Source organism: Actinomadura physcomitrii, from assembly GCF_008923205.2.
In the GTDB taxonomy this organism is placed as follows: domain Bacteria; phylum Actinomycetota; class Actinomycetes; order Streptosporangiales; family Streptosporangiaceae; genus Spirillospora; species Spirillospora physcomitrii.
In genome coordinates, this window is record NZ_WBMS02000010.1 from 198,094 (window position 1) to 222,797 (window position 24,704).

23 protein-coding genes and 3 tRNA genes are annotated in these 24,704 nt (G+C 74.2%); 15 read left to right on the forward strand and 11 right to left on the reverse strand.

The annotated features are described in order from the left end of the window. Positions 1-18: 18 nt before the first annotated feature. The 3 genes from F8568_RS15390 to F8568_RS15400 are packed head-to-tail and all read right to left on the reverse strand — an operon-like array spanning position 19 to position 1,961. On the reverse strand, positions 19-651 hold the full coding sequence (locus F8568_RS15390; RefSeq protein ID WP_151594221.1) for an SRPBCC family protein: 633 nt from the start codon (positions 649-651) through the stop codon (positions 19-21). Continuing rightward, positions 648-989, reverse strand: a complete 342-nt coding sequence (locus F8568_RS15395) for an ArsR/SmtB family transcription factor (protein WP_151594222.1) — start codon at positions 987-989, stop codon at positions 648-650. Before F8568_RS15395 ends, F8568_RS15390 begins: the two co-directional genes overlap by 4 nt. Positions 990-1,028: 39 nt before the next feature. Then, positions 1,029-1,961, reverse strand: a complete 933-nt coding sequence (locus F8568_RS15400; RefSeq protein WP_202124972.1) for a MerR family transcriptional regulator — start codon at positions 1,959-1,961, stop codon at positions 1,029-1,031. 64 nt (positions 1,962-2,025) lie between these two features. On the opposite strand from F8568_RS15400, the gene F8568_RS15405 reads away from it, so the two are divergent. The 4 genes from F8568_RS15405 (at position 2,026) to F8568_RS15420 (ending at position 5,874) form a co-directional block, all read left to right on the forward strand. Further along, on the forward strand, positions 2,026-2,796 hold the full coding sequence (locus F8568_RS15405; protein WP_151594224.1) for a maleylpyruvate isomerase family mycothiol-dependent enzyme: 771 nt from the start codon (positions 2,026-2,028) through the stop codon (positions 2,794-2,796). Between the two features lie 16 nt (positions 2,797-2,812). Further along, complete coding sequence (locus tag F8568_RS15410; RefSeq protein WP_151594225.1) at positions 2,813-3,535, forward strand: Tat pathway signal sequence domain protein; 723 nt, start codon at positions 2,813-2,815, stop codon at positions 3,533-3,535. 86 nt (positions 3,536-3,621) lie between these two features. Further along, positions 3,622-4,842 carry a M20 metallopeptidase family protein gene (locus F8568_RS15415; protein WP_236008761.1) on the forward strand — a complete coding sequence of 407 codons (1,221 nt, stop codon included), beginning with the start codon at positions 3,622-3,624 and terminating at the stop codon, positions 4,840-4,842. Positions 4,843-4,965: 123 nt separating this feature from the next. Further along, complete coding sequence (locus F8568_RS15420; RefSeq protein WP_151594227.1) at positions 4,966-5,874, forward strand: hypothetical protein; 909 nt, start codon at positions 4,966-4,968, stop codon at positions 5,872-5,874. Positions 5,875-5,901: 27 nt separating this feature from the next. Here the strand turns inward: F8568_RS15420 and F8568_RS15425 are convergent, their stop codons facing one another. Continuing rightward, entirely contained in the window at positions 5,902-6,468 is a 567-nt protein-coding gene (locus tag F8568_RS15425) for a YceI family protein (RefSeq protein ID WP_151594228.1), read from the reverse strand. Between the two features lie 102 nt (positions 6,469-6,570). Here F8568_RS15425 and F8568_RS15430 point away from each other — a divergent pair, with 102 nt between their 5' ends. The 6 genes from F8568_RS15430 to F8568_RS15455 all read left to right on the forward strand — a co-directional run bounded on the left by F8568_RS15430 (position 6,571) and on the right by F8568_RS15455 (position 9,966). After that, on the forward strand, positions 6,571-7,374 hold the full coding sequence (locus F8568_RS15430) for a universal stress protein (protein WP_151594229.1): 804 nt from the start codon (positions 6,571-6,573) through the stop codon (positions 7,372-7,374). Between the two features lie 169 nt (positions 7,375-7,543). Then, positions 7,544-8,518: a CHAP domain-containing protein gene (locus F8568_RS15435; protein ID WP_151594230.1), complete on the forward strand. Its 975-nt coding sequence runs from the start codon at positions 7,544-7,546 to the stop codon at positions 8,516-8,518. Positions 8,519-8,558: 40 nt separating this feature from the next. Further along, positions 8,559-8,631 (forward strand) — tRNA-Gly (locus F8568_RS15440). 26 nt (positions 8,632-8,657) lie between these two features. Continuing rightward, positions 8,658-8,728 (forward strand) — tRNA-Cys (locus F8568_RS15445). Positions 8,729-8,742: 14 nt separating this feature from the next. After that, a tRNA-Val gene (locus F8568_RS15450) sits at positions 8,743-8,814 on the forward strand. Between the two features lie 513 nt (positions 8,815-9,327). Beyond that, positions 9,328-9,966: a DsbA family oxidoreductase gene (locus F8568_RS15455; protein WP_151594231.1), complete on the forward strand. Its 639-nt coding sequence runs from the start codon at positions 9,328-9,330 to the stop codon at positions 9,964-9,966. Here F8568_RS15455 and F8568_RS15460 read toward each other — a convergent pair. From F8568_RS15460 to F8568_RS15490, 7 genes are read right to left on the reverse strand one after another with little or no spacing between them, the layout of a single operon-like run. Further along, the gene (locus F8568_RS15460) at positions 9,963-11,201 is read right to left on the reverse strand and encodes a sensor histidine kinase (protein ID WP_202124973.1); all 1,239 of its coding nucleotides are present in this window, start codon (positions 11,199-11,201) and stop codon (positions 9,963-9,965) included. The two genes, F8568_RS15455 and F8568_RS15460, sit on opposite strands and share 4 nt — an antisense overlap. Next, on the reverse strand, positions 11,198-11,866 hold the full coding sequence (locus F8568_RS50375) for a response regulator transcription factor (RefSeq protein ID WP_328600893.1): 669 nt from the start codon (positions 11,864-11,866) through the stop codon (positions 11,198-11,200). Before F8568_RS50375 ends, F8568_RS15460 begins: the two co-directional genes overlap by 4 nt. Positions 11,867-11,893: 27 nt before the next feature. Further along, positions 11,894-13,285 (reverse strand): aldehyde dehydrogenase family protein, encoded by a 1,392-nt coding sequence (locus F8568_RS15470; protein ID WP_151594275.1) that lies wholly within the window; start codon positions 13,283-13,285, stop codon positions 11,894-11,896. 5 nt (positions 13,286-13,290) lie between these two features. Continuing rightward, positions 13,291-14,340 carry a DUF6282 family protein gene (locus F8568_RS15475; RefSeq protein WP_151594232.1) on the reverse strand — a complete coding sequence of 350 codons (1,050 nt, stop codon included), beginning with the start codon at positions 14,338-14,340 and terminating at the stop codon, positions 13,291-13,293. 5 nt (positions 14,341-14,345) lie between these two features. Then, positions 14,346-15,695 (reverse strand): cytochrome P450, encoded by a 1,350-nt coding sequence (locus tag F8568_RS15480; RefSeq protein ID WP_202124974.1) that lies wholly within the window; start codon positions 15,693-15,695, stop codon positions 14,346-14,348. Next, positions 15,689-16,768 (reverse strand): alpha-hydroxy acid oxidase, encoded by a 1,080-nt coding sequence (locus F8568_RS15485; RefSeq protein WP_151594233.1) that lies wholly within the window; start codon positions 16,766-16,768, stop codon positions 15,689-15,691. Before F8568_RS15485 ends, F8568_RS15480 begins: the two co-directional genes overlap by 7 nt. Position 16,769: 1 nt before the next feature. After that, positions 16,770-18,320 (reverse strand): NAD(P)-binding domain-containing protein, encoded by a 1,551-nt coding sequence (locus tag F8568_RS15490; protein ID WP_328600894.1) that lies wholly within the window; start codon positions 18,318-18,320, stop codon positions 16,770-16,772. A 198-nt stretch (positions 18,321-18,518) separates the two neighbouring features. On the opposite strand from F8568_RS15490, the gene F8568_RS15495 reads away from it, so the two are divergent. The 5 genes from F8568_RS15495 to F8568_RS15515 all read left to right on the forward strand — a co-directional run bounded on the left by F8568_RS15495 (position 18,519) and on the right by F8568_RS15515 (position 24,650). Then, a complete protein-coding gene (locus F8568_RS15495) occupies positions 18,519-19,667 on the forward strand; it encodes an NDMA-dependent alcohol dehydrogenase (RefSeq protein WP_151594234.1) in 1,149 nt (382 codons plus the stop codon). A 204-nt stretch (positions 19,668-19,871) separates the two neighbouring features. Continuing rightward, complete coding sequence (locus tag F8568_RS15500) at positions 19,872-21,671, forward strand: alkaline phosphatase family protein (protein ID WP_202124976.1); 1,800 nt, start codon at positions 19,872-19,874, stop codon at positions 21,669-21,671. A gap of 31 nt (positions 21,672-21,702) precedes the next feature. After that, positions 21,703-23,325: an ArnT family glycosyltransferase gene (locus F8568_RS15505; protein ID WP_151594235.1), complete on the forward strand. Its 1,623-nt coding sequence runs from the start codon at positions 21,703-21,705 to the stop codon at positions 23,323-23,325. A gap of 71 nt (positions 23,326-23,396) precedes the next feature. Continuing rightward, entirely contained in the window at positions 23,397-24,026 is a 630-nt protein-coding gene (locus F8568_RS15510) for a CBS domain-containing protein (protein ID WP_202124977.1), read from the forward strand. A gap of 27 nt (positions 24,027-24,053) precedes the next feature. Further along, entirely contained in the window at positions 24,054-24,650 is a 597-nt protein-coding gene (locus tag F8568_RS15515; protein ID WP_151594236.1) for an Rv1733c family protein, read from the forward strand. Positions 24,651-24,704 lie beyond the last annotated feature (54 nt).

Genomic DNA, 24,704 nt, shown 5'->3' on the forward strand with positions numbered 1-24,704 from the left:
ACCCTGAAGAGGCAGGGATCACTCCGCGGATCCGGTGTAGGCGGCGATGGTGCGGTCCGCGCGGGCGCGGGCGACGGCCTCGGCGGTGCCGGACGCGGCGTCCGCCGCGTACCAGCCTTCCGCACAGCCGGTCATGAAGTCGCGGGCCTCGTCGGACGCCTGCCACTCCGGACCGAGGTCGGCCGGGACGTTCTTCCCGGTCGACAGGTGCAGGGAGAGGCCGAGCAGGCCCATGTCCCAGCCGACGCCGACGGCTCCCGGGCCGAACTGCTCCCAGTGGTCGTCGACGTGGGTGATGTGCTCCAGCTCGAACCGCGTCCGGTCGCCGTCCTCGGGCGTCAGCCGGACCTCGATCCAGCTGGTCTGCCCGGCGAACTCCCAGGTCGCGAAGAAGCTCTTGGGCGGGTCGCAGCGCTCGACGGTGCCGCCGGCGTTGCCCTCGAGCTGGTAGCGGCCGCCGGGGCGCAGGTCGCCCGAGACGGGCAGGAACCAGCGCGGGATCCGCTCGGGGTTGGTGACGGCGTCCCAGACGTCCTCGACGGGGGCGGCGTAGGTCTGGCTGATGACGACGGCGCGGGCGGTGCCGGCCTCCATCTCCCGCTCGCCGACCCGGCGGCGCACGGCGTTGATCTGCCCGGTCACTTCGATCATGGTTCCTCCTCGGTGCGGCGTGCGCGCCGGCCCCTGGCGATCTCGGTGGCCAGGGCGTCCAGATGCGGCGTCCAGAAGCGGCGGAAGCGGTCGAGCCAGGCGTCGATCTCTTGGAGCGGCGCGGAGCCGACGCGGTAGAGGCGCCGCGTCCCGTCCGGCCGGACGACCGCGAAGCCCGCCTCCCGCAGCACCTTGAGGTGCTGCGACACGGCGGGCTGCGAGATGCCGAACTCCACCCGGATGACCGACGTCACCTCGCCCGAGGTCCGCTCGCCGTCGGCGAGCAGCTCGAGGATGCGGCGCCGGACCGGGTCGCCCAGCACATCGAAGGCGTGCACGGGCGCCAACATACAGGCTGGGCTTATATAAGCCAAGCCTTAAACAACGAGGTCGACGGAGTCTTCGAGCGCGTCGAGCAGCCAGAAGTGCAGCGTGCCGAGGACCACCGGGTCGCCGGTGACCAGCCGGAACAGGTCCCAGTACCGCGCCACCCGCGCGTCGCGCTCCACCGCTGAGTCGCGCAGGATCCAGCGCCGGAACTCCGGTGTGTCACTGGCCCTGCGTCCCGCGACGTGGGCGGCGACGAACCGGTCCAGGGCCGCGCCCGGCCCCGGCGCCTCCCCCGCCAGCACCAGCGGCGACGCCAGCTCCATCGCCTCGCTCATGCCGGCCAGCAGCGACTCCTCGTCGGCCACGACCCGCAGGTTCGACCGCCCCTGCTCCCGCAGCCGCCTGTTCAGCGACCGGTCACCGGCCAGGACGACCATCTCGGCGTACGCGACGACCTGTGCCGGCGTCGGATCGGCGGGCGGCGGCGGGACCACCATCTCCAGGAACGCCTCGACCCGCTCGGCCGGCAGCGGCGCCATGATCCGGCGCAGCCAGAACTCCGCCAGCGCGGTGCGCGCGGCACGGCCGTCCTCCGCCGCCGCGAGCAGGTCCAGCCGCGCCGCCCGCTCCTCCAGCGGCGCCGCCTCCACAGCGCCGAGCGCGGCGCGGCGCCACGCCAGCGCCGACATCTCCGCCTCCAGCGCGGCCCGCTCGGCGGCCACGGCCTCGCCCAGCGAGCGCTCGCCCGCGAGGACCGCGGCGATGGCGGGCAGGCCGAGCCCGAGGCCGCGCAGCCGCCGGACGAGCCGCAGCCGGTCCACGGCCGGCGCGTCGAACCGGCGGTGCCCGCCCGCGCTGCGCGCCGGCTCGAGGATCCCCTCGTCGCAGTAGAACCGGATCGTCCGGACGGGGACGCCGGTCAGCGCCGCGAGGTCGCCGATGCCGAGGGACCCCGGTCCTGTGGCGCCGGTCACATTCACTTGAACCTCCACCGGGCTGGAGTTCCTACGGTACGGGCACGACGTCCACGAGGAGGGAACGAACATGGACGACCAGCAGCTCGGTGCCCGCCGCATCGTCGAGGCGCTGCGCGAGCACACCGCGGGCATGGCAGCGGCCGTCACCGGCGCGGACCCGGAAATGAAGGTGCCGACCTGCCCGGAATGGACGCTGCGCGACCTCGTCGGGCACATCGGCCAGGCGCACCGGTGGGCCGCCGGGTTCGTGCGCGCCGGGGAGACCGACCTCGTCACGCAGGTGCCGAGGACGGCGCCCGGCTCGGCGGCGGACTGGCCGGGCTGGCTCCGCGACGGCGCGGACGACCTGGTCCGGGCCTTCGAGGCGGACCCGGACCGCACCGTCGCCCACCCGGTCATGGGCTCGCGCCCGGCCGCGATGTGGGTGCGCCGGATGCTGCACGACACGGCCGTCCACCACGCCGACGCCGCGTTCACCACCGGCGCCCGGTACGAGATCGCGGCCGACGTCGCCGCCGACGGGATCACCGAGTGGCTGGGCCTCGTGACCGAGCCCGCCGCCGCGACGCTCCAGCCGAGGCTCGCCGAGCTGCGCGGGCGGGGCGAGACGCTGAGCCTGCGCCCGTCCGAGCCGTCCGTGCCCGGCTGGGTGATCACCCGCGAGCCGGACGGGCTCGGCTGGGAGCGCGCCGGCCGGGACGGCGACATGACCGCCGCCGGGCCCGTCCGCGACCTGATGCTGGTGTTCGCCCGGCGCCTGGCCCCCGACGAGGCGCAGGTGAAGGTGACCGGCGACCGGGCGCTGCTGGACCACTGGCTCGCCCGTACCGCGTTCTGACCTCCACAATGGGGCGATGGCGGACGAGCGGGCCGAGTGGAGCGCCGACCCCCGGCGGGACGGGCTGGCCGCGTTCGTGGCGATCGAGGACGACCGGGCCGGGGCGCATCCCGGCGTCCGCCACATCCGGGCGCTCGGGACGATGTACCGGTTCGACGTCCACCATCCGGGCGACGTCGACACCTACCCCGACCGGCAGCGCCAGGAGGTGCGCGGCATGCGGGGGCCGGGCGGGCGGGAGCGGCGGATCGCCGAGGGCGAGACGTGGCGCTTCGCGTGGTCCTGGTACCTGACGCGGGCGCTGCGCGCGACGACGAGCTTCACGCACGTCCAGCAGTTCTTCGCCTCGGTTCCCGGCGGCGGGCCGGGCGGCGGGCCGGTGCTGGTCACGTCGCTGCGCCGGCGCGGCGGGCGGGACCTGCTGGAGCTGAACGCGATCCGGTCCGGGGTCGTCGTCGGCGCCGCCGACCTCGGGCCGCTGCGCAGCCGGTGGATCGGCGTCGAGATCGAGGCGCGGTTCGCCGCGGCCCCGGGCGGGCGCGTCCGCTGGAGGATCACGGGCGGGGACGGGGACGCGGTCGTCGACGTCGAGCGCGGCGGGCTCGACCTGCGACCCGGCGCAGCGGGCGTCTCCCCGAAATGGGGCATCTACCGGTCGCTGAAGGACGCGGCGCGGCTCGGCGACGCGCATCTCCTCATCAAGGATCTTCGTGCCCGCCAGGTGCGGCATATCGGGTGACAGCGGCGATACGGTGCAGATGCGGCGCCGGACAGGGCCGCCCGGATGGCCGCCCGCGGCCACCGGAGACCCCTGAGGAGGAACCGTTGAGCCAGCCTTCGACCGTCCCCGGGTCCCTGCGCGACGACGCCGCCGCCCTGCAGGACGATCTCGTCCGGCTGCGCGGCGCGCTGCACCGCGAACCCGAGCTCGGCCTGGACCTGCCCCGGACCCAGGAGAAGGTGCTCGCGGCCCTCGACGGCCTGCCGCTGGAGATCACCACCGGCGAGCGGCTGACCTCGGTGACCGCGGTGCTGCGCGGCGCCCGTCCCGGCCCGACCGTGCTGCTGCGCGGCGACATGGACGCGCTCCCCGTCGCCGAGCGCGGCGACGCCGCGGTGGTCTCGCGGGTCGACGGGGTGATGCACGCGTGCGGGCACGACCTGCACACCGCGATGCTGGCGGGCGCGGCGCGGCTGCTCGCCGGCCGCCGCGACGCCCTCGCGGGGAACGTGGTGTTCATGTTCCAGCCGGGCGAGGAGGGCCTCGGCGGCGCGCGGATCATGATCGAGGAGGGCGTGCTCGAGGCGTCCGGCGAGCGCCCCGTCGCCGCGTACGCGCTGCACGTGTTCTCCGCGGCGCTGCCGCGGGGGATGTTCGTCGGCCGGGGCGGGCCGATCATGGCGGCCGCGGACCGGCTGCGGGTCACCGTCCGGGGCGCCGGCGGGCACGGGTCCATGCCGCACCTGGCGAAGGACCCGCTGCCGGCCGCCTGCGAGATGGTCACCGCGCTGCAGACGCTGGTGACCCGCGCGTTCGACCCGTTCGACCCGGTGGTGCTGACGATCGGATCGTTCCACTCCGGCACGATGGACAACGTGATCCCGGACGAGGCGAGCTTCTCCGGCACCGTCCGGTCGTTCTCCCCGGCGTCGCACGAGAAGCTGAAGGAGCGGACGGTCGAGCTGGTGCGGGGCATCGCCAGGGCGCACGGCCTCGACGTCGACGTCAGCTACGTCCAGGACTACCCGGTCACGATCAACGACGGCGCCGAGGCCGCGTTCACGGCGGACACGATCCGGGAGGTCTACGGCGAGGAGCGCTATGCCGACTCGCCGCGGCCGTTCCCCACCTCGGAGGACTTCTCCTTCGTGTGCGACGAGGTGCCGTCGGCGTTCGTCGTGATGGGCGCGTGCCCGGCCGGCACCGACCCGGGCGAGGCGGCGGCGAACCACTCGGCCGACGCCCGCTTCGACGACGCCGTGCTCGCCGACGGCGCCGCGCTCTACGCCGAGCTGGCCGCCCGGCGGCTGGCCCGGGGCGCCTGACCGGCGCGGAACGGCCGCCACGCGACGGGCGCGGAGCAGGCGAAACATTCCGGCCCGCCCGGTCGTCAGACTGGGGGGCGGGACGGACCCGCCCGCCGCACGGCGGCGGAACGGAGGGCGCGGGTGTTCATCGGGCTGCTGACGGCGGTGGGCGCGTCGGCCTGCTACGGGACCGGATCGGTCCTGCAGGCGCTCGGCGCCAGGCGGTCCGCGGCGCGCGAGAGCGCCGCGGGCGCCGGCTCCACAGGGTACGGCGGGCCGAGCCTGTCCTCCACCGCCAAGGCCGTCGTGACGTGGGAGTTCATCGCCGGCACGGTGCTGGACACGGCCGGGTTCGCGCTCGGCGCGCTGTCGGCGAAGCTGGTGCCGCTGTTCCTGTCGCAGACGGTGATCAGCGCGAACCTGGTCATCACCGCGGTTCTCGGCATATGGGTGCTCGGCATCCGGCTCGTCCGGCCGGAGTGGATCTCGATCGGGGTGGTGTGCGCCGCGCTGGTGCTGCTCGCCGGCACCGCCGGGCACGAGGGCGCCGGACGCGTCGCGATCGGCTGGCACTGGGCGCTGCTCGCGGTGTCGGTGCTGCTCGTCGCCGCCGCGCTGCCGATCGTCCGGCTGATGGGGCCGCGCGCGGCGATCCCCGCTGGCCTGCTGTCGGGCCTCTGCTTCGGGGCCGTCGGGGTCGGCGTCCGGATCCTCAACGGCACCGACCCGTTCGCCTGGCGGGACCTGCTCGGCGACCCGGCCCTGTACGCGATCGCGATCGCGGGCCTCGGCGGGATGTACTTCCACACGCTGGCGCTGCAGATCGGGTCGATCAACGGCGCCACGGCGGCGCTGGTGGCGGGCGAGACGGTCGTCCCGGGGATCATCGGGGTGCTGTGGCTCGGGGACGCCTCGCGCGAGGGCATGGCGGTCCCCGCGGGCATCGGGTTCGTGCTGGCCGTCGCCGGCGCGGTGGCGGTCGCCTGGTACGGCAACCCGCACGTGCCGGGCGCCCGCGAACCCGAACCGGCCGGGACCGCCGGCGGCTGAGCTGAGGCTTGGCGGCGGCCGAGCAAGTCAGCCCTCGTGGACGGCCTGGATCTCCAAGGCGATCGCGATCGTGTCGCCGAGCATCACCTTGTCGCCCTGCAGCGGCACGTTGAACTCGATGCCGAAGTCGCGGCGGCTGATCGACGCGGTGGCGGTGAAGCCGGCGCGGGTGCCGCCCCACGGGTCGGACGCGACGCCGTGGAACTCGGCCAGCAGCCGGACCGGCCGCGTGACGTCCTTGACCGTCAGCTCGCCGTCCAGGTGATAGCGGGGCCGCTTGGCCCGCCGGCCGATCGCGGCACGTTCCACACCGCTCCCGGTGAACGTCATGACCGGATGGCGCCGCACGTCGAGGAAGTCCTCCGAGCGGACGTGCTCGTCGCGCTCGGCGCTGCGGGTGTCGAGGGAGGCCATCCTGATCTCGGCCCGGGCGGTCGAGTCCATCGGGTCGTCGCCGATCACCACCTCGCCGCCGAAGTCGGGGAACGAGCCGCGCACCGTGGTCATCAGGTGCCGGATCGTGAAGGTGATCTCGGAATGGACCGGGTCGATGGTCCAGCGGCCCGGCGCGAGGCCTCCCGCCTCGTCCCGCATGACAAATCCCCCCAAAGAGTGCAGAACGCTTGAAACACGAAAAGTTACCGCAAACCGGTCCATGATCGTTGTGAGGGCGCGGTGCGGGGGAATGCTGACCAGATGATCGGCGAACACGTGCTGGCCGGGTACGTCCACGACGCGGGCGGCCGGGAGGCCCTGGACCTGGCGCGCGCCATCGTCGCCCTCACCGGCGGCGAGCTGAGCGTCGCCACCGTCCACCCGCCGGACCGCGCGGGCGCCGCCGGCGAGGCGCACGCCCTGCTGGAGCAGGCCGCCGAGCTGCTCGGCGAGCAGCCGGCCGAGCTGCTCGTCCAGGAGAGCCGCAGCGTCGGCCGCGGCCTCACCGCGCTCGCCGGCCGGATCGGCGCCGACCTGATCGTCGTCGGCTCCCCCGAGGGCGGCGCCCGCGGCCGGATCGGCGTCGGCGCCGCCGCCGACCACCTGCTGCACTCCGCCACCGAGGCCGTCATGCTCGCCCCCGCCGGCTACACCCCGCCCGACGAGCTCGGCCGCATCACCGTCATGTACGTCCGCCGCCCGCAGTGCGACGAGGCCGTCGTCCGCGCCGCCCAGGCCGCCGACCGGCTCGACGTCCCGCTCCGCCTCGTCACCCTCGCCATCGGCGACGTCGACGCCGAACGGCTCCGCGACGACCTCGCGCTCGCCATCCGCCTGGCGATCGAGTCCGCCGAACTGCCGCCCGAGGACGTCACCGCCGACCTGGCCGAGGGCGACGACGTCGCCGGCGCCCTCGCCGACCTCGACTGGCCCGACGGCGAGCTGCTCGTCTGCGCGTCCAGCGAGGACGCCGCCGCCCACCGCGTCTTCCTCGGCGAGGTGGCCGTCAAGGTACTGCGGGCCGCGCCCTGCCCGGTGACCGTCCTGCCGCGGGGCTACTTCTGACGGGCTACTCCCGGGTAGCCCGTTTTGACCGCTTTCCCGGAACGGCTTGCCGCCCCTGGTTTACCTCGACTACATTCCAGCGAGACCGGAACGTGACCTTGGACCGGGCCACGGACCGGATCCCGGTCGGGCGCCCCCTGCCCGAGTCGGCGAGTCGGCAGGGAGCGAGATGGACCCGATCGGCAAGAAGCTGCTCGACGTTGCCCAGAAGCAGCTCGGCTACACCGAGCACGGCAGCGGCTACACCAAGTTCGGCGACTGGTACGCCAAGAACGTCGACGGCGACCACGACTCCTACTTCAAGACGGCCCCCTGGTGCGACATGTTCCTCGCCTGGGCCGCCGACAAGGCCGGCGTCACCGAGCAGGCCGGGCAGTTCGCCTCCACCGTCGACCACGCCAAATGGTTCAAGGACCACGACGCCTGGGGCCACACCCCCGAACCCGGCGCCCTCGTCTTCTACGACTGGTCCGGCTCCGGCGACATCGACCAGATCGACCACGTCGGCATCGTCGAGAAGGTCGACGGGCACACCCTCCACACCATCGAGGGCAACGCCGACGGCTACAAGCTCATGCGCAAGACGCGCAGCATGGACGAGGTCGTCGGCTTCGGCTACCCCGGCAAGATCCACGTCACCGAGGCCAAGTACACCCCCAAGCACGCCGCCCCCGCCACCACCGTCGACAAGGTCGGCGCCCCCGCCACCACCACGCACACCCACGAGGAGCAGCACAGCGGCCCCGCCGGCGAGCAGCTCCCCGCCCAGGACGTCGTCCTCGGCGGCATCCTCGCCATCGTCCTGTGCGGCACCGTCGCCCTCGCCGCCGGCCGCGCCGCCGCCGCCAAGGCCCCCACCACGCCGCCCATCCGCGTCCGCAAGCGCGGCAAGCACCACCGCCCCTCCACCCCCGTCGCCCTCCCCGCCGACGTCACCCCCGCCGACCTCGACGCCGCCGACGCCGGCACCACCGTCATGCCCGCCCTCTCCCTCGCCGCCGCCCACGAGGCCGAGGACCGCGAGTTCTGGGGCCGTATCGCCCACCTCGAAGAGGACAAGGAGCTCGCGTTCTGGAACTCGCTGCACGCCGAGGCCACCGACTCCGCCACCGACGAGTACGCAACCACTCCCGGATTCCGCTAGAGTTGTCCATGCGCGCCGGGGGAAACCCCGGAGCCGACAAGCGGACGTGGCTCAGTTGGTAGAGCATCACCTTGCCAAGGTGAGGGTCGCGGGTTCGAATCCCGTCGTCCGCTCTGAGAGGCCCGTACGGCCTCGCTCTGGTGGAGTGGCCGAGAGGCGAGGCAACGGCCTGCAAAGCCGTGTACACGGGTTCAAATCCCGTCTCCACCTCGCAGTACACGCAAGGGCGATTAGCTCAGTGGGAGAGCGCTACCTTGACACGGTAGAGGTCACTGGTTCAATCCCAGTATCGCCCACGATGGAGTTGGGGGTGGTGTGCCCGCGGAAAGCGCGGGGCCGTCACTCCCTCTTCGTGTTGACCCGGGGGGCGACCCCCGGACCCCCCGATGTGGGGGGCTCCGCCCCCCACGCCCCCCTTGTGGTTACGGTCTCCGATCCTGTTCCGCATTGCGCCGCCTCCTGTCTTTTGGGGCTCCGCCCCTTTGTAGTTGCGGTCTGCGAGCGTCTTGCCCTCTGCGCCGCTTCTGGTTTTGGGGCTCCGCCCCTCGCCCCCCGGCGGTTGCGGCCAGCGGACATCTTCCGCATCACGCCGCTCTCGGTTTTTTTGGGGCTCCGCCCCTTGCCCCCTGGTAGGTGCGGCCAGCGAGCATCTTGCGCGTTGCGCTGCTCCTGGTCTTCTGGGGCTCCGCCCCTTGCCCCCTCTGGGGGTGCGGGTTGCGGTCGGTGGGCGGGTTCTGTGTGGGGGCGGAAATCGGTGGGGGGTGCGGGGTGTTGCAGTGGGGCGAGCGTCTCGTTGAGAAAGGTGTCCCATGCGTGTCGAGATCTGGTCCGACGTCATCTGTCCCTGGTGCTACATCGGCAAGCGGCAGTTCGAGCGGGCGCTCGGTGGGTTCGCGCATCGCGACCGGGTCGAGGTCGCCTACCGGGCGTTCCAACTCGACCCGTCCTACCCGGTGGGGAGGACCGAGGACGTCGCCGACATGCTGTCCGCCAAGTTCGGCATGACACGCGAGCAGGCCGTGGGCATGAACCGGCAGATGGAGGAGCGCGCCGCTGGGGTCGGGCTGGAGTACCACCTCGAGGGCGGGCAGGTGGGCAACACCCGTGACGCCCACCGGCTCGTCCATCTCGCCGGCGAGCAGGGCGTGCAGGGCGACGTTGTCGAGGCGCTCTACAAGGCGCACTTCACCGACCGGCGCTCGGTGTTCGACCGCGGTTCGCTGGTGGAGGTCGCCGCCGAGGCGGGGTTGGACGCGGCGGCGGCCCGCGACGCGCTGGCGTCGGGGAAGTTCACCGCCGAGGTCGAGGCCGACCAGCGCGAGGCGCGGCGGCTCGGCGCCACCGGCGTGCCGTTCTTCGTCCTCGACCGCCGCTACGGCGTGTCGGGGGCGCAGCCCGCCGAGGCGTTCGCGCAGGCCCTCGACCGCGCCTGGAACGAGGCCGGTTAGCGGACCGGGGCGGTGTCCTTTCGGCGTGCACGGGGTTCGGCGGCCCGGGACGCGGCGGGCAGCCGGACGGTGAACGACGCGCCGGCGCCCGGCCGGCCGGACGCGTCGATCGCCCCGCCGTGGCTCTCCACCACCTCGCGGACGAGCGCGAGCCCCAGGCCGAAGCGGCGGCCCCGGCCCTGCGCGCCCCGGGTGAAGCGCTGGAAGATCCGTTCGGCGTCGGCGGGCTCGAAGCCGACGCCGTCGTCGCGGACGGTCAGCTCGACCCGGTCGCCGTCGCGGGCGAGCACCACCGTGACGTGCCCGCCGGGCGGGGTGTGCCCGATCGCGTTGTCGAGCAGCGCGCCCACGACGCGGCGCAGCGCCGAGGCGACGCCGCCGACGATCCGCGGCGTGCCGGCCCCGGCGACGTCCAGCGCGACGTCCTGCGCGCGCGCCCGGACCGACTCGGCGGCCACCAGGGACGCGACGATCTCGGCGAGATCGACGGGATGGCCCTCAACGGCGTGGGGGCGGAGCCGGGCCGAGAGCAGCAGGTCCTCGATGACCTCGCCGAACTGCCGGGTGTCGGAGACGATGGCGCCGAGCTCGTCGCGGAGGGCGGCGGATTCGCTGCGCCGCGCCAGCAGCTGCGCGCGGACGTGCAGGCGCGTCAGCGGGGTGCGCAATTCGTGGCTGGCGTCGGCGACGAACCGGCGCTGCCGGTCCAGGGCCTCGGCCAGCGGTGAGATCGCGCGCCGCGCGAGCAGGCGGCCGGTGGCGAGCGCGGCGAGCAGCCCGGCCACCTCGGCGACGCCGAGGGCCTTGTAGAGCCGGTGCCGTTCCTGGATCTGGTAGCGGCGGTCGAGGGCGGCCTGCACGGTGACGGGTCCGTGGTGCTCGGTGCGGACGAGGTAGCTGATGCCGTCGATGCGGTGCTCCCGCACGACCGTGCCGGGGGTGTCGAGGTCGGCGCGGACGGGCAGCCCGGCGGGCGCGTTCGGGGTGCGGCGCGTGCCGCCGTCCCCGACGGCGAACATCCACACGCAGGGCGGCGCGTTCTCGATCGCGTTCGCGGCGATCACGACGCGCAGGTCGCGTTCGGCGTCGCCGCGCTGCCCGGCGCTCATCGCCAGGTAGACCAGCGCCCCGACGAGCGCGATCACGACGGTGACCGCCCCGGCGAGCTGCAGGGTGAGGACCCAGCCGACCCGGGACAGCACCCGCGCGTCCGGCCCGTCCCTCCGCGTCCTCACAGCTCCCCCGCCCGGTAGCCGAGGCCGCGGACGGTCCGGACGGTGCCGCGGCCGAGCTTGCGCCGCAGGTAGTGGACGTAGGTGTCGACGATCGACTCCGAGGTGGCGTCCGCGAACACCCGATCGCGCAGCTCCGCGCGGCCGAACACCATGGTGGGCCGCCCGGCGAGCACGCGCAGCAGCTCGAACTCGCGGGCGGACAGCTCGTGCTCGGTGCCGTCGGCGAGCCGGGCGCGGTGCCGGACGAGGTCGAGCTCCCCGGCGCCGAGCGGCAGCGTCGCGGCCCGGTCGGCGTGCCGGCGGCGCAGCGCCCGGACCCGCGCGAGCAGCTCGTCGACCTCGAACGGCTTGACGAGGTAGTCCTCGGCGCCGGCGTCGAGGCCGGCGACCCGGTCGGCGACGGTGCCGAGCGCGGTGAGCACGAGCACCGGGGTGGCGACGCCCTTGCCGCGGAGGCGGCGCAGCATGTCCAGGCCGTCGAGGCCGGGCAGCAGCCGGTCGACGACCAGCACGTCGTAGGTGCGGGCGAGCGCGAGGTGCAGCCCGCGGTGGCCGTCGGGGGCGACCTCGACGCGGTAGCCCTCGCCGGTGAGCAGCTCGTCCAGCATCCCCGCGATCTCGGGGTCGTCCTCGACGAGGAGGATTCGGGGCGGATGCGCGTCCACGCCCCCAGGATTCCACGCGTTTGATCTTCAGGGCGCGGGGATGTGCAGGACGAACGGTTCGCAGTGCGCCCGCACGCCCCACGGGCCTCCGGAGAGGCCGAGGCCGCTGTGCCCGGTACCGCCGAACGGCTCGTCGAGCGACATCCGCATGTGCCCGTTGACCCAGGCGGTGCCGCAGTCGAGGCGGGACGCGACGGCGGCGGCGCGGGCGGTGTCGGTGCCCCAGACGGACCCGCAGAGCCCGTACGGGGTGGCGTTGGCGAGGGCGATCGCCTCGTCGGCGTCGCGGTAGCGGACGACGGGCAGCGCGGGCCCGAACTGCTCCTCGTCGACGATCCGCATGCCCGCCTCGGCGCCGGCCAGGACGGTCGGGGCGAAGAAGAACCCGGGCCGGTCGAGCGGGGCGCCTCCGGCGGCGGCGCGGGCGCCGCCCGCCAGCGCCTCGGCGACGAGGCCGCGCACGCGCTCGTACTGCGGGCGGTTGGCGATCGGGCCGATCTGCGTGGCGGGGTCCCGGCCGTCGCCGACGACGGCCTTCGCGGCGCGTTCCGCGAGCGCGTCGACGAGGTCGTCGTGGAGGGCGGCGGGCGCGTAGACGCGCTTGACCGCCATGCAGATCTGGCCGCAGTTGGCGAAGGCGCTCCAGAACAGACCGTCGGCGACCGTGTCGACGTCGGCGTCGTCGAGGACGATCGCGGCGTCGTTGCCGCCGAGCTCCAGGGTGAGGCGCTTGAGGTCGGGCGCGGCGGTGGCGGCGACGTGCCTGCCCGTCGCCACCGACCCGGTGAAGTTGATCTTCCGGATGCCGGGGTGGGCGGCGAGCCGCTCCCCCAGCGGGTCGGCGCCCGCGACCACGTTGAGCACGCCGGGCGGGAAGATCCCGGCCAGCACGCGGCCCATCGCGAGCGTCGCCAGCGGTGTGTGGGGCGACGGCTTGAGCACCACGGTGCAGCCGGCGGCGAGCGCGGGCGCGACCTTCGCGGCGCCGAGTTGCAGCGGGAAGTTCCACGGCGCGATGGCGGCGACGGGGCCGACGGGCCGCCAGTGCACCTCGACGCGCTCGCCGCCGGACCCGGGCGTGACGTCCGGGGCGATCTCCAGGTCCGCGAGGTGCTGGAAGCGGGCGGCGGCGCGCGCCACCTCGTTCTCTGCGTCCCGCAGCGGCTTGCCCTGCTCGGCGGTCAGGATCGGGGCCAGCTCGCCCGCCGCCGCGCGCAGCGCGGCGGCGGCCTCGGCCAGGCGGGCGCGGCGCGCGGCGGCGTCGTCCCGCCAGTCCGGCCAGGCGTCGTTCGCCGCGCGGACGGCCGCGTCGAGGGCGGTGCCGTCGCAGTCGGGGGCGCGGTCGAACTCCTCGCCCGTCGCCGGGTCGACGACGCCGAACGTGCGCGGCGCGCCGGTGAGGGCGCCGCCGATGAGCATCTCGTTCACGCGTCCGCCTTCAGCAGCCGGGACGGGTTGACCGAGCTGGTCTCGTGCACCTGCTCGTCGCTCAGCCCGAACGCGCGCATGTGCGCGCGGAGCAGGCGGAGCGCCTCGACGGTGTTGGGGAACAGCGGTTCGCCCGCGTCGCTGGACAGCGTCACGTACCGGGTGCCGAGCGCCTGGATCGCCGCGCACATCCGGGCCGGGTCGACGCCGAGCAGCGGGGAGATCTCGTCGTAGGTGAAGTTCATGGTGATCCCGGCGGACGTCAGCTCGCGCATCTGGTCCAGGGACAGGTCGATGAACGGGCTGAACGGGTGGTCGATGACGGCCTTGGTGATGCCGAGGTCGCGGACCGCGTCCGCCATCGCGTAGATCTCCTCGTGCGTGGCGTGCGCGAACGAGACCATCACGTCGTGGTCGGCGGCGATGCGGAAGACCTCCTTGTACTCGCGTTTCAGCGCGCCGTGCTCGTCGAGCGTGTACGCGCCGGCGCGCAGGGCGTCCGGCCAGGGCAGCGGGTCGCTCCACTCGCGGGAGTCCTCGCCCCACCAGACGGGCAGCCCGCCGACCTTGTGCAGCGTGTTGGCGCTGCGGAACACCGGCATCCAGATCGCGGAGGCGCCGTCCTCGACCGCGCGGCGCGCGGCCTCGGGCAGCGGCATGCCGCGGGTGTCGGTGGCGATCCATCCCGACCACAGCCGCACCGGCTCGATGCCGTGCTCCCCGCACCACTTCCCGAGGTCGGCCTCGACCTCGCGGACGACGGCCGCCGGGCCGGGCGCGTCCGGCCGGTTCATGCCGACGACGCTCTTGAACAGCAGCCCCTTCATCCCGCTCGCCGACGCGAGCTTGGCGATGGCGAGGGCGTCCTGCTGCCCCTCGTGGGCGTGGCAGTGGATGTCGACCGCTGCCTCGACGCCGAACACCGCCGGCGGGACGAGCGCCTGCCCGCGGTGGCCCATCCGGGCGCGGTAGGAGGACAGGAAGCGGTCGTGCGGGGCGCCGTCCGGGCGGCGCAGGCGCGCCTCGGCGAGCAGTTCGTCGTCCAACGCGGTCAGCCTTCCTCTCCGGCGGTTCGCGGGTTCTCGAAGTAGGCGGCGGCGAGCCGCTGCCGCCGCGCGTCCAGCACCATGTACGTGCCGCAGACCAGCTGGACGAGGCTGCGCCACACGTCCTCCCACCCGTCGCGCAGCCGCAGCAGGACGAGCCGTCCACCGGCGCGGCGGGCCGGGGCGCCGCGCGGCGCGAGCAGGCACGGCCCCCGGTTCGGGAGGGAGCGGGTGTGCGCGGCGGACGACGCGAGGGCGAAGCGGCGCAGCGTCTCCCGCGTCACGGCCCGCATCGCGACGGGCGCGACGCCCCGCGCCGGGCACGGCCGGTTCGCGGTGACGCCGAACGGGATGTGGTTGGCGTCCCGCACCGCGATGCGCTCCCAGCGGCCGGGGTCGAACCGGTCGGGGTCGTCGAAGCCGGTGGCGTGGAACTCGGGGTAGTTGAAGCACAGCACGGACCCGGCGGGCAGCGTGGTCCGCTCATCGACGGCGATGTCCGCCGAGGTGATGCGGTGCGCGATGCCGAACAGCGGGTAGCGGCGCATGCTCTCCTCGATGACGCGGTCGAGGTAGGCGTCGTCGGCGGGGTCGCCGGCGAGGCGGCGCTGCACGTCCGGGTGCTGCGCGATCGCCATCAGCAGGTGCGCCATCGCCTCCGACATCTGCACCACGGCCGTGTTGAAGAACGTCCCCTGCAGGTAGAAGGCCTGCTCCTGCTTGGTCAGCGATTCGGGCAGGGGGTGGCGGACGTCGCCGAGCCGGTCCAGCAGGTAGCCGGTGAGCCGGTCCCGCCGGTCCATGTGCCGCAGCCCGCAGCACTTCAGCGCGGTGATGACGTCGTCGGCGTTCGCGACGATCAGGTCGCGGGCGTGCCGGGGGCACGGTTCGCCGAACACCAGCTCGTAGGAGAACTCCGCCCAGACCGGCATCATCAGGTCGCGCAGGCGGGCGAGCCCCGGTCCGTGCTCGTTCAGCACGCGCGAGGCGCAGCGTTCCGCGAGCGCCGCCGCCTCGCCCTTCGGCCGCGCCAGGATCCGGCGGGTCGCGCGGGCGACCTCCTCGTAGCGGTCCCCCGGCTCCAGGTGCTCCTGGTGGACGTGCGGCCCCGGCGCCAGCCAGTACCAGAACAGGTCGGACAGCGGCGCCCCCGCGCTGCGGCCGTCCGCCGCCGGATGGGAGTAGACCTCGCGGAACCGGTCGGCGCCGACCAGGTCGCCGGGGATCGGGACGCCCTCCTCCCCGTTGACCCGCGCGAAGATCGCCACGCGCAGCGCGACCACCGCCCGCGGCAGCCAGGACGGCAGGCTCGCGAGCACCGCCGCGACCGCCACCGTGACGGCCGCGATCAGCACGGCCCCTCCTGGACGAGCCCGCGCCCCGCCTCCCCCGGCGTCGCGCAGCCGCACAGGGTGAGGGCGTTATCCAGCTCCCGCCGCAGCAGCCCGAGGACGTCCGCCACCCCGTCCTCGCCGGCGGCGGCGAGGCCCCACAGCGCCGGGCGCCCGATCGCGACGGCGTCCGCGCCGAGCGCGAGCGCCTTGACCACGTCGGTGCCGCGCCGCACGCCCCCGTCGAGCAGCACCGGCACCCGTCCCGCGACCGCGTCCGCGACCAGCGGCAGGCGGGTGATCGACGCGGGCGCCGTGTCCAGCTGCCGGCCGCCGTGGTTGGACACGATGACCGCGTCGGCGCCCCGCTCGACCGCGAGCCGCGCGTCGTCCGGGTGCAGCACGCCCTTGACGATGATCGGCAGGTCCGTGATGCCGCGCAGCCGGTCGAGGTCGTCCCAGCTCAGCTCGGGCGTCAGCACCACCTGCCGGACGTGCCCGGTCCGCGCCGGGTCGCCGGGCTCGCGGAGGTTCTCGCAGCGCACCCCGGGCGGCAGGTCGTGGAAGCCGTTGCGGTCGCCGCGCTCGTTGCGGCCGAGCGCGGGCGAGTCGGCGGTCACGACGAGCGCGCGGCACCCCGCCGACTCCGCCCGCCGCACGACCGCCTCCATGAACGCGGTGTCGGGCTGCGGGTACAGCTGGAACCACAGCACCGGGTCGGGCGCCGCCTTGCGCGCCTCCGCCGCGACCTCCTCGATCGCGACGGTCGACAGCATCGCCGCGATCATGATGACGCCGGCCTTCGCGGCGGCCCGCGCCGTCGCCCGCTCGCCGTCCGGGTGCGCGAGCCGGTGGAAGGCGGTGGGCGCGAGCAGCACCGGCATCGACGCCTCGCCGCCCAGCAGCGCGACGCCCAGCCGCGGCGGCCCCGCGCCGCGCAGCACCCGCGGGACCAGGGCGAGGCGGGCGAACGCCGCCTCGTTGGCGCGGACGGTCACCTCGTCCTGCGCGCCGGACGCGAAGTAGTCGTAGTGGACCGGGTCGAGACGCTCGCGCGCGAGGTCCTCGAACTCGCGGACGTTGACCGGGGCGCCCATGTCAGGACGCCACCGGGGCGAGAGCGGACGCGGCGAACGCGCGCAGCGGTTCGCGGAACTCCTCCTCGCCGGACCAGTCGTTGCAGATGTCCTCCGGCAGCAGCAGCCGCCCGGCGAGCTCCCCGTCCCGGTAGTACCGGACCACCGGGTGCAGGTAGCGGTCCTCCTTGGCCGGGTCGGCCTCCCAGGCGCGCCCCGCCTCGATGTCGAACGGGTCGATGTCGGCGTGCCCGGCGCCGTACTCCAGGCTGACGGTGAACCAGTCCCGCTCGTCCTCGCCCGCCATGTGCTCGGGGACGTGGTCGAGCGGGATCTCCTCCAGGTAGCGGGCGCCCCCGCCGCCCACCGCGATCACGTCGCAGAGGAAGCCGTACTGCTGCCACAGGGCCGAGGTCCGGTTGATCCGCTCCAGCACGGCGTCGGCGATGGCGCCGGGCTCGGCGGGGACCGCGCGTTCGGGCCAGTCCACCCCCTCGTACCGCTGCTCCAGCATGCGGTGCAGCGCGCGGACGCCGTACCGGAACCCGTGCAGGAAGGCGCTGGTGAACTTCTTGAAGTCGCGCGACTGCGTGATCGTCCCGGCGAAGAACAGGTCCGGGACGTTCACCGACTCCCACCGGGTGGTGAGCGCGGGGAACCGGTCGTCGATGACCAGGTTGGGGCGGCACGTCTCGTCGAAGACGGACGCGTCCATCCGGAAGCCGGTGCAGTTGATCACCCGGTCGTACTCCAGCGTGACGACCTTGTCCCGCCGCGCGTAGGCGATGCGGGCGCGGTAGGCGCCGCCGGCGCGGTCGATGCGCTCGACGCGGCCGTCCAGGACCATGTTCTGCGTCTTCAGCTGGTAGGTGTCCAGGAAGTTGTTGTTCACCGCGCGCAGGTGGCCGATGAAGTGCGTCCGCCACGCGAACTTGATGTCGCTCGGGCCGATAACGTGGATGACGGCGGCCCGCTCGGTCAGCGCGTCCGCGGTCTCGAACGCCGAGTTGCCCTTGCCGAGGATGAGGACGCGCTGGTCGGTGAAGTCGTCGGGGTCGACCGAGACGTCGCTGTAGTGCTCGACGGTCTCGATCCCCGGGATCGCCGGGACGTTCTGCTTCCCGAACCCGGTCGCGACGATCACCCGCCTGGCCTCGTGGACCTCGCCGCGCTGGTCGGTGACCCTGAAGTGCCCGTCCTTGGCGATGTTGACGGCCCGGGTGTCGCAGCGCACGTCCAGCTTCAGCGTCGAGGCGTAGTCGGCCAGGTAGCGGACGTAGTCGTCGGCGTGCGGGAAGTAGGCGTCGGTGTACTTGCTCAGCAGCAGGTCCGGGACGTCGCTGAGCATCGAGTTCCAGTCCATCCGCAGGTTCAGCTCGGGGTCGGTCCACCCGGTGTGCGGCTTGTTGATGGAGATCATCCGGCGGTGCCGGGGGAACGTGCGGTAGAAGGTCCCCGGGCCGGGCCCGGCCTCCAGGATGGCGTGGTCGCGGCCCGCGCGCCGCAGCAGATGCCCGAGCTGCAGGCCCGCCGGTCCCGCGCCGATAACGAGGTAGTCCCGGATTCCGTGCACCGTGCCGCCTCCGCCGACTCGACGATCGAACGCCGCAGACGGTAGGCCGGAGTTCTCAGAAGGTTCTGAGAAAGCGCCCGGACTCCCTGATCGGAGCCCGGCGCGGGGGAGAAACAAAATCCGATTCGGATGTCGACAGGCAGGCCGCGAAACGTCTATTTTTGACGAATCTTCAGCCTGAACCAGCGAGGGGGCCCCGTGCAGACTCGAGCGGCGATCCTGTGGGACAAGAACACCGAATGGAGCGTCGAGGACATCGAACTCGACGACCCCAAGGCGGGCGAGGTCAAGGTCAAGCTCGCGGCGTCCGGCCTGTGCCACTCCGACGAGCACATGGTCACCGGCGACATGGTGATCGACAAGGAGATCGCCGACCTGATGGGCTGGAAGCAGTTCCCGGTCATCGGCGGGCACGAGGGCGCGGGCGAGGTCGTGGAGGTCGGCCCGGGCGTCACCTCGGTGAAGGAGGGCGACCACGTCGTCCTGTCGTTCATCCCCGCGTGCGGCCGCTGCCCCTCCTGTGCGCAGGGCCGCCAGCACATCTGCGACCTCGGCGCCTTCCTGCTGTCGGGCCGGCAGATCAGCGACATGACCTCGCGGCACCACGCCAAGAACGGCGAGGACCTCGGCACGATGTGCTGCACCGGCACGTTCGAGCCGTACACGGTGGTGAACGAGTCGTCCGTGATCAAGATCGACGACTGGATCCCGCTGGACAAGGCCGCGCTGGTCGGCTGCGGCGTCACCACCGGCTGGGGCTCGGCGGTCAACGCCGCCGGCGTGCGGGCCGGCGACACCGTCGTGGTGATCGGGATCGGCGGCATCGGCATGAACGCGGTGCAGGGGGCGGCGATGGCCGGCGCCAGGCACGTCATCGCGGTCGACCCGGTGGAGTGGAAGCGGGAGAAGGCGACCAGCGTCTTCGGCGCCACGCACAGCGCCGCCTCCATCGAGGAGGCGCAGGCGATGGTGGCCGAGATGACCTGGGGCGCCAACGCCGACAAGGTCATCCTGACGGTGGGCACCGCCACCGGCGACCTCATCGGCCCGATGATGGGCATGGTCACCAAGGGCGGCCGCGGCGTCGTCACGGCCGTCGCGCCGGTCATGCAGGAGGACGTCAAGCTCAACCTGTTCGACCTGGCGATGCAGCGCAAGGAGCTGGTCGGCTGCATCTTCGGCAACGCCAACCCGCGCCGCGACGTCACCCGCCTCCTGCGCCTGTACGAGGAGGGCAAGCTCAAGCTGGACGAGCTGGTCACCACGACCTACACCCTGGACGAGGTCAACCAGGGCTACCAGGACATGCGGGACGGCAAGAACATCCGCGGCCTGATCAAGTACTGACCGCCCGCCGCACGGCGCCCCGGAACGGGAGAGGCCGCCGCGGGGACGCGCACCGTCCCCGCGGCGGCCTTCTCACGCGCCGGCGGTGCATCTCCGGCTGAACCGGCGAAGGCCGCGAACCGTACAACCCGGTGTGCCCACCGCGCGATCGTTCCCGGGGCGGGAGAGGCACGGCGGTCACGGGCCAGGCTGGGGAGAACCGACATGCCGGTGTTTCATGCGTTCCGTTCGGCGAGCGGGCGGCGCGACGGCGAGGACGCGCGGGAGGGCGGCGCCGCGCCGGACGCGGGAGGTGCGCCCGACGCGGACGGCGCGCCGGACGCGGGAGGTGCATCGGATGCAGGCGGCGCGCCGCCGACGGGGCGGGTGCGGCGCGCCGCGGGATGGGCGACGACGGCGCTGGCGTTCCTGCTCGTGCTGTTCGCCCTGAACGCGCCGGACCGGATCGGCCGGCTGTCGGCCGGCCAGTTCGTCCGGATCCCGGTGGAGGCGCTGGTCGTCGCGGCGCTCGTGCTGGTGCTGCCCGAGCGGGCGCGGCGCTGGACCGCGGCTTCGGCCGGGGCGGTCCTCGGGGTGCTGCTCGTCTTCAAGTGCCTGGACATGGGCTTCGACTCGGTGCTGGTGCGCCCGTTCAACCCGGTGTTCGACGCCAGCTTCCTGCGGCCCGGGTTCGAGTTCATCGACACCTCGGTGGGCCGGCCGGCCGCGATCGGCCTCGCCGCGCTCATCGTGCTGCTGGTCATCGCCGTGCCGGTGCTGACGGCGCTGGCGGTGCTGCGGCTGTCGCGGCTCGCCGCCCGGCACCGGACGTGGACGGGCCGGGGCGTCGCGGTGCTCGGGACGGCCTGGGTCGCGTCCGCCGCGCTCGGCGCGCAGGCCGTGCCCGGCGTGCCGCTGGCGTCGGGCGGTACCGCCGAGCTCGCCTACGACCACGCCCGGCAGGTCCGGACGAGCCTGAAGGACCGCGGGGTGTTCGCCAAGCAGGCCGCCGTGGACGCGTTCCGGAACACGCCGCCGAGCCAGATGCTCACCGGGCTGCGCGGCAAGGACGTCGTCCTGGCGTTCATCGAGAGCTACGGGCGCTCGGCGGTGGAGCACCCCGAGTACGCGTCACAGGTGGACGCGGTGCTGGACGCGGGCACCCGGCAGCTGAAGGCGGCCGGGTTCGGCGCCCGCAGCGGCTACCTCACCTCCTCCACGGCGGGCGGCGGCAGCTGGCTCGCGCACTCGACGCTGCTGTCCGGGCTGTGGATCGACAACCAGCAGCGGTACCGGACGCTGACGTCCAGCAGCCGGTTCACCCTCACCCGCGCGTTCGGCGAGGCGGGCTGGCGGACGCTCACCGTCCAGCCGGCGATCACGCGGGCGTGGCCGGAGGCGTCGTTCTACGGCTACGACAAGGTCTACGACGACCGCAACCTCGGCTACAAGGGGCCCCGGTTCAGCTACGCGACCATGCCCGACCAGTACACGCTGAACACGCTGCAGCGCGACGAGCTCGCCGCGTCCGGGCGCAAGCCGGTGATGGCGGAGCTGGCGCTGGTGTCGAGCCACGCGCCGTGGGCGTCGATCCCGAGCCTGGTCGACTGGCGGACGGTCGGCGACGGGTCGGTGTTCGACGGGATGGGCAAGGGCGAGAACGCGCCGTGGCCGTCGTCGGGCCGGATCCGCGGCGAGTACCGCAAGTCCATCGAGTACACGCTGAACACCCTGGTGTCCTACATGCTGACCTTCGGGACGAAGAACACCGTGCTGGTCTTCCTCGGCGACCACCAGCCCGCGCCGACGATCGCCGGGCAGAACGCGAGCCGGGACGTGCCGGTCACGATCGTCGCCCGCGACCCGGCCGTGCTGGACCGGATCTCCGGCTGGGGCTGGCAGGACGGGCTGCGTCCGGCGCGCACCTCCCCGGTCTGGCCGATGAGCACGTTCCGCGACCGCTTCCTGACCGCGTTCGGCTCCACGCCGTCCGCCTCCTCGGCTCCGTCGGCGTCGCACAGGTGACCTCCGGCCCCGATGGTGGGAGGTTGGGGGGATGAGGGCGGTGGCGGTGGCGGCCGCCGTGGTCGCGCTGCTGGCCGCGATGGCGGCGGCGATGGTCACGACGGCCGTGCAGCAGACGCCGACCATCGACGAGCCGGTCTACGTCGGCGCGTCCGTGCTGTACCTGCGCGAGCACGACCTGCGCGACAACCCGGAGCATCCGCCGCTCGGCAAGCTGGTCATCGGGATCGGGACGCAGGCGGCGGGCGTCCGGCTGGACCGGGCGTACAGCGGTCCGGAGGAGGCGGTCGGGCAGCACCTGCTGTACGCCTCGGGCAACGACCCGGGACGGGTGATGCTCGCCGCCCGGCTCCCGATGATCGCGCTGACGCTGCTGTTCGGACTGGTCGTCTTCGCCTTCGCCCGTGACCTCGCGGGCACGGGCTGCGGGCTGCTGGCGCTGGGCCTGTACGCCTTCTCGCCGGACGTCATCGCGCACGGGTCGCTGGCCACGCTGGACGTGGCGGCGGCCGGGTTCGTCCTGACGGCGGCGTGGCTGCTGTGGCGGGCGCGGGACCGGCTCCTGCCGTACCTGCCGCTCGCCGGGGTCGCGCTGGGGGCGGCGCTCGCCACCAAGATGAACACGCTCGCGGCCGTGCCGGTGCTGCTGGCCCTCGCGGCCGTGCCGGTCTGGTCGGCGTACCGGCGGCGGGACGGCGCGACGGCCGTGAAGGCCGTGCTGCGCGCCACCGCCGCGGCGGCCGGGGTCGCGGCGATCGCGGTCGCGGTGGTGTGGGCGACCTACCTGGCCGTCGACCCGCGGCTGCGGTGGACGCCGCCGCCGGACCTGCCGTCCGTCGGCGGGCTCCGCGGCCTCGCCGCCGACGCGCTGCCCCTCCCCCGGCCGTACCGGGACGGGATGCGCGTGCAGTTCGGGTTCGAGGACGCGACGTGGACCGGGTTCCTGTTCGGCCGCCACTACCAGGGCTCGCTCTGGTACTACCTGCCCGCCGCGCTGCTGGTGAAGACGCCGCTGGGGATGCTCGCGCTGTGGCTCGCGGGCGCGGCGGCGATGCTGTCGGTGCGGCGGCTGCGCCCGGCGGCGCCGTACGTGCTCCTGCCGGCGGCGGTGCTGCTGGCCGCCGCGATGACCGGATCCCGCGACCTGGGCGTCCGGTATGCGATCTTCGTCCCGGTCTTCCTCGCGGTCGCGGCGGGCTGCGCCGCCGCGTTCCGGTGGCGGTGGACGCCCGTGGCGGCGGCGGCCCTCGCGCTGTTCGTCGCGGTCAGCTCGGTCCGGACGTTCCCCTACTACCTGCCCTACTCCAACGAGGCGTTCGGCGGGCCGGCGAAGACGCACCTGCGCCTGCACGACTCCAACGCGGACTGGGGCCAGGACCTCGGCCGCCTCGCCGACCGGCTCCGCGACCGGTACGCCGGGCAGCGGATCTGGCTCGCCTACAAGGGCAGCGGCGTCCCGTCCGGCTACGGGATCACCGCGTCCGACCCGCTCGCCGTCCCGCCGGACCGGGTGACCGGGATCCTCGCGGTGTCCGACAGCTGGATCGCCAAGGCCGATCCCCGCATACTCGCCCTCGTCGGGACGAGCGAGCCGATCGACGAGGTCGGCCACTCCATCACCATCTACCGGCGGCCCGCGTCCGGGGCGCGGTAGGCCGCGCGCCGCGCATGCGGCGCCCGGTGCTGGAGATGTAGACAGGACGAGACGCTGAAGGAGAGGGCGCCATGCTGGTCCGAGAGGCGATGACCTCGCCCGTCGTGACGATCCCGCGGACGGCCACGGTCCGCCAGGCCGTCCGCGTCCTGCACGAGCACGACATCACCGCGCTGCCGGTCGTCGACGCGGGCGGGCGGCTCGCCGGGATCGTCAGCGAGATGGACCTGCTGCGCGGCGCGTTCGAGGCCGACCCGCGGGCGTTCTCCCGGCCCGTCGCCACCCCGGCCGGGCCGCCGCCGCGCCGCGTCGAGGACGTCATGACGCGGGAGGTGCAGACGGCGCGGCCCACCACCGACGTCGCCGAGCTCGCCGAGTCGATGATGCGGACCCGGCACAAGAGCGTCCCGGTGCTGGACGGCGCCGTGCTCGTCGGCATCGTCAGCCGCCGCGACCTGATCGCGCTGCTGGCCCGCGGGGACGAGCGGATCAGGGACGACGTGGTGGCCGCGATCGCCGAGTACGGTCCCGGCGGGCACGCCTGGGAGGTGTCGGTGCGGGACGGGGTGGTGGTGCTGACCGGCCCGGCCGACGAGGCGGCGCGGCGCGTCGCCGACGTGCTCGCCCGGACGGTGCCCGGCGTCACCCGCGTCTCGGTGCGCACCCCCGAACCCGGCGGGACGCCCGGCGGGACCGGCTGAGACGATGGACCCGTCGGGGAGGGAGCCATGATCGGCCTTCGTGCGCGCCGCGCCCGGGCGGGCCTGCTGCGGCTGCGCCGCCGGCTCGGGTTCGAGCGCAACGCGCTGCGGCGCGACGTCGACAGGCGGCAGCGCGCGGTCGGGGTCGGCGCGGCGGCGGTGTTCGCGGTCGCGGCGCCGCCCGCATGCGCGACCGTGGCGTCGATGGCCTACGCGGCCGGGGTCCGGGCGGAGCGCGCGGAGGCGGCCGGGCACCACCGGATCACGGCCCGGGTCGCGGGCATCGAGCGGCAGGACGACGGCGAGCAGCGCTACACCTACGCCCGGCTGGCCTGGACCGCGCCCGACGGCAGCGCGCACTCGGCGGTGATCGCCGCGGGCCGCACGACCCGGCTCGGGGCGGCGCTGCGGATCTGGGTGGACGAGCGGGGCGAGATGTCCCGGCGGCCGCAGGACCGCGCCGGCACCGTCGCGGGCGCCGTCTTCGCCGGCGCGGGCGCGGCGGGCGCCGCGGCGCTGCCGCCCCTGGCGGTGTACCTGCTCGTCCGGCGGCGCTGCGACCGCGACCGCGAGGAGATGTGGGACGCCGCGTGGGCCCGGCTGGACCGCCCGCACATCGGCTGACCGGGCCGCCCGCCGCGCACCGGTTCCGGCTCGGCGATCATGGGGTATGCCTGG

Bases quoted from the DNA above. Each gene is read 5' to 3' on its own strand.
- F8568_RS15405 (WP_151594224.1), top strand. From the start codon at position 2,026: ATGGACGACCAGCAGCTCGGTGCCCGCCGCATCGTCGAGGCGCTGCGC.
- F8568_RS15435 (WP_151594230.1), top strand. From the start codon at position 7,544: ATGGACCCGATCGGCAAGAAGCTGCTCGACGTTGCCCAGAAGCAGCTC.
- F8568_RS15485 (WP_151594233.1), bottom strand. From the start codon at position 16,768: ATGGGCGCCCCGGTCAACGTCCGCGAGTTCGAGGACCTCGCGCGCGAG.
- F8568_RS15390 (WP_151594221.1), bottom strand. From the start codon at position 651: ATGATCGAAGTGACCGGGCAGATCAACGCCGTGCGCCGCCGGGTCGGC.
- F8568_RS15505 (WP_151594235.1), top strand. From the start codon at position 21,703: ATGAGGGCGGTGGCGGTGGCGGCCGCCGTGGTCGCGCTGCTGGCCGCG.
- F8568_RS15410 (WP_151594225.1), top strand. From the start codon at position 2,813: ATGGCGGACGAGCGGGCCGAGTGGAGCGCCGACCCCCGGCGGGACGGG.
- F8568_RS15510 (WP_202124977.1), top strand. From the start codon at position 23,397: ATGCTGGTCCGAGAGGCGATGACCTCGCCCGTCGTGACGATCCCGCGG.
- F8568_RS15470 (WP_151594275.1), bottom strand. From the start codon at position 13,285: ATGCTCATCGGCGGCGCCCTCACCGGCGCGCCGCGCACGTTCGGCGTC.
- F8568_RS15500 (WP_202124976.1), top strand. From the start codon at position 19,872: ATGCCGGTGTTTCATGCGTTCCGTTCGGCGAGCGGGCGGCGCGACGGC.
- F8568_RS15455 (WP_151594231.1), top strand. From the start codon at position 9,328: ATGCGTGTCGAGATCTGGTCCGACGTCATCTGTCCCTGGTGCTACATC.
- F8568_RS15515 (WP_151594236.1), top strand. From the start codon at position 24,054: ATGATCGGCCTTCGTGCGCGCCGCGCCCGGGCGGGCCTGCTGCGGCTG.
- F8568_RS15430 (WP_151594229.1), top strand. From the start codon at position 6,571: ATGATCGGCGAACACGTGCTGGCCGGGTACGTCCACGACGCGGGCGGC.
- F8568_RS15425 (WP_151594228.1), bottom strand. From the start codon at position 6,468: ATGCGGGACGAGGCGGGAGGCCTCGCGCCGGGCCGCTGGACCATCGAC.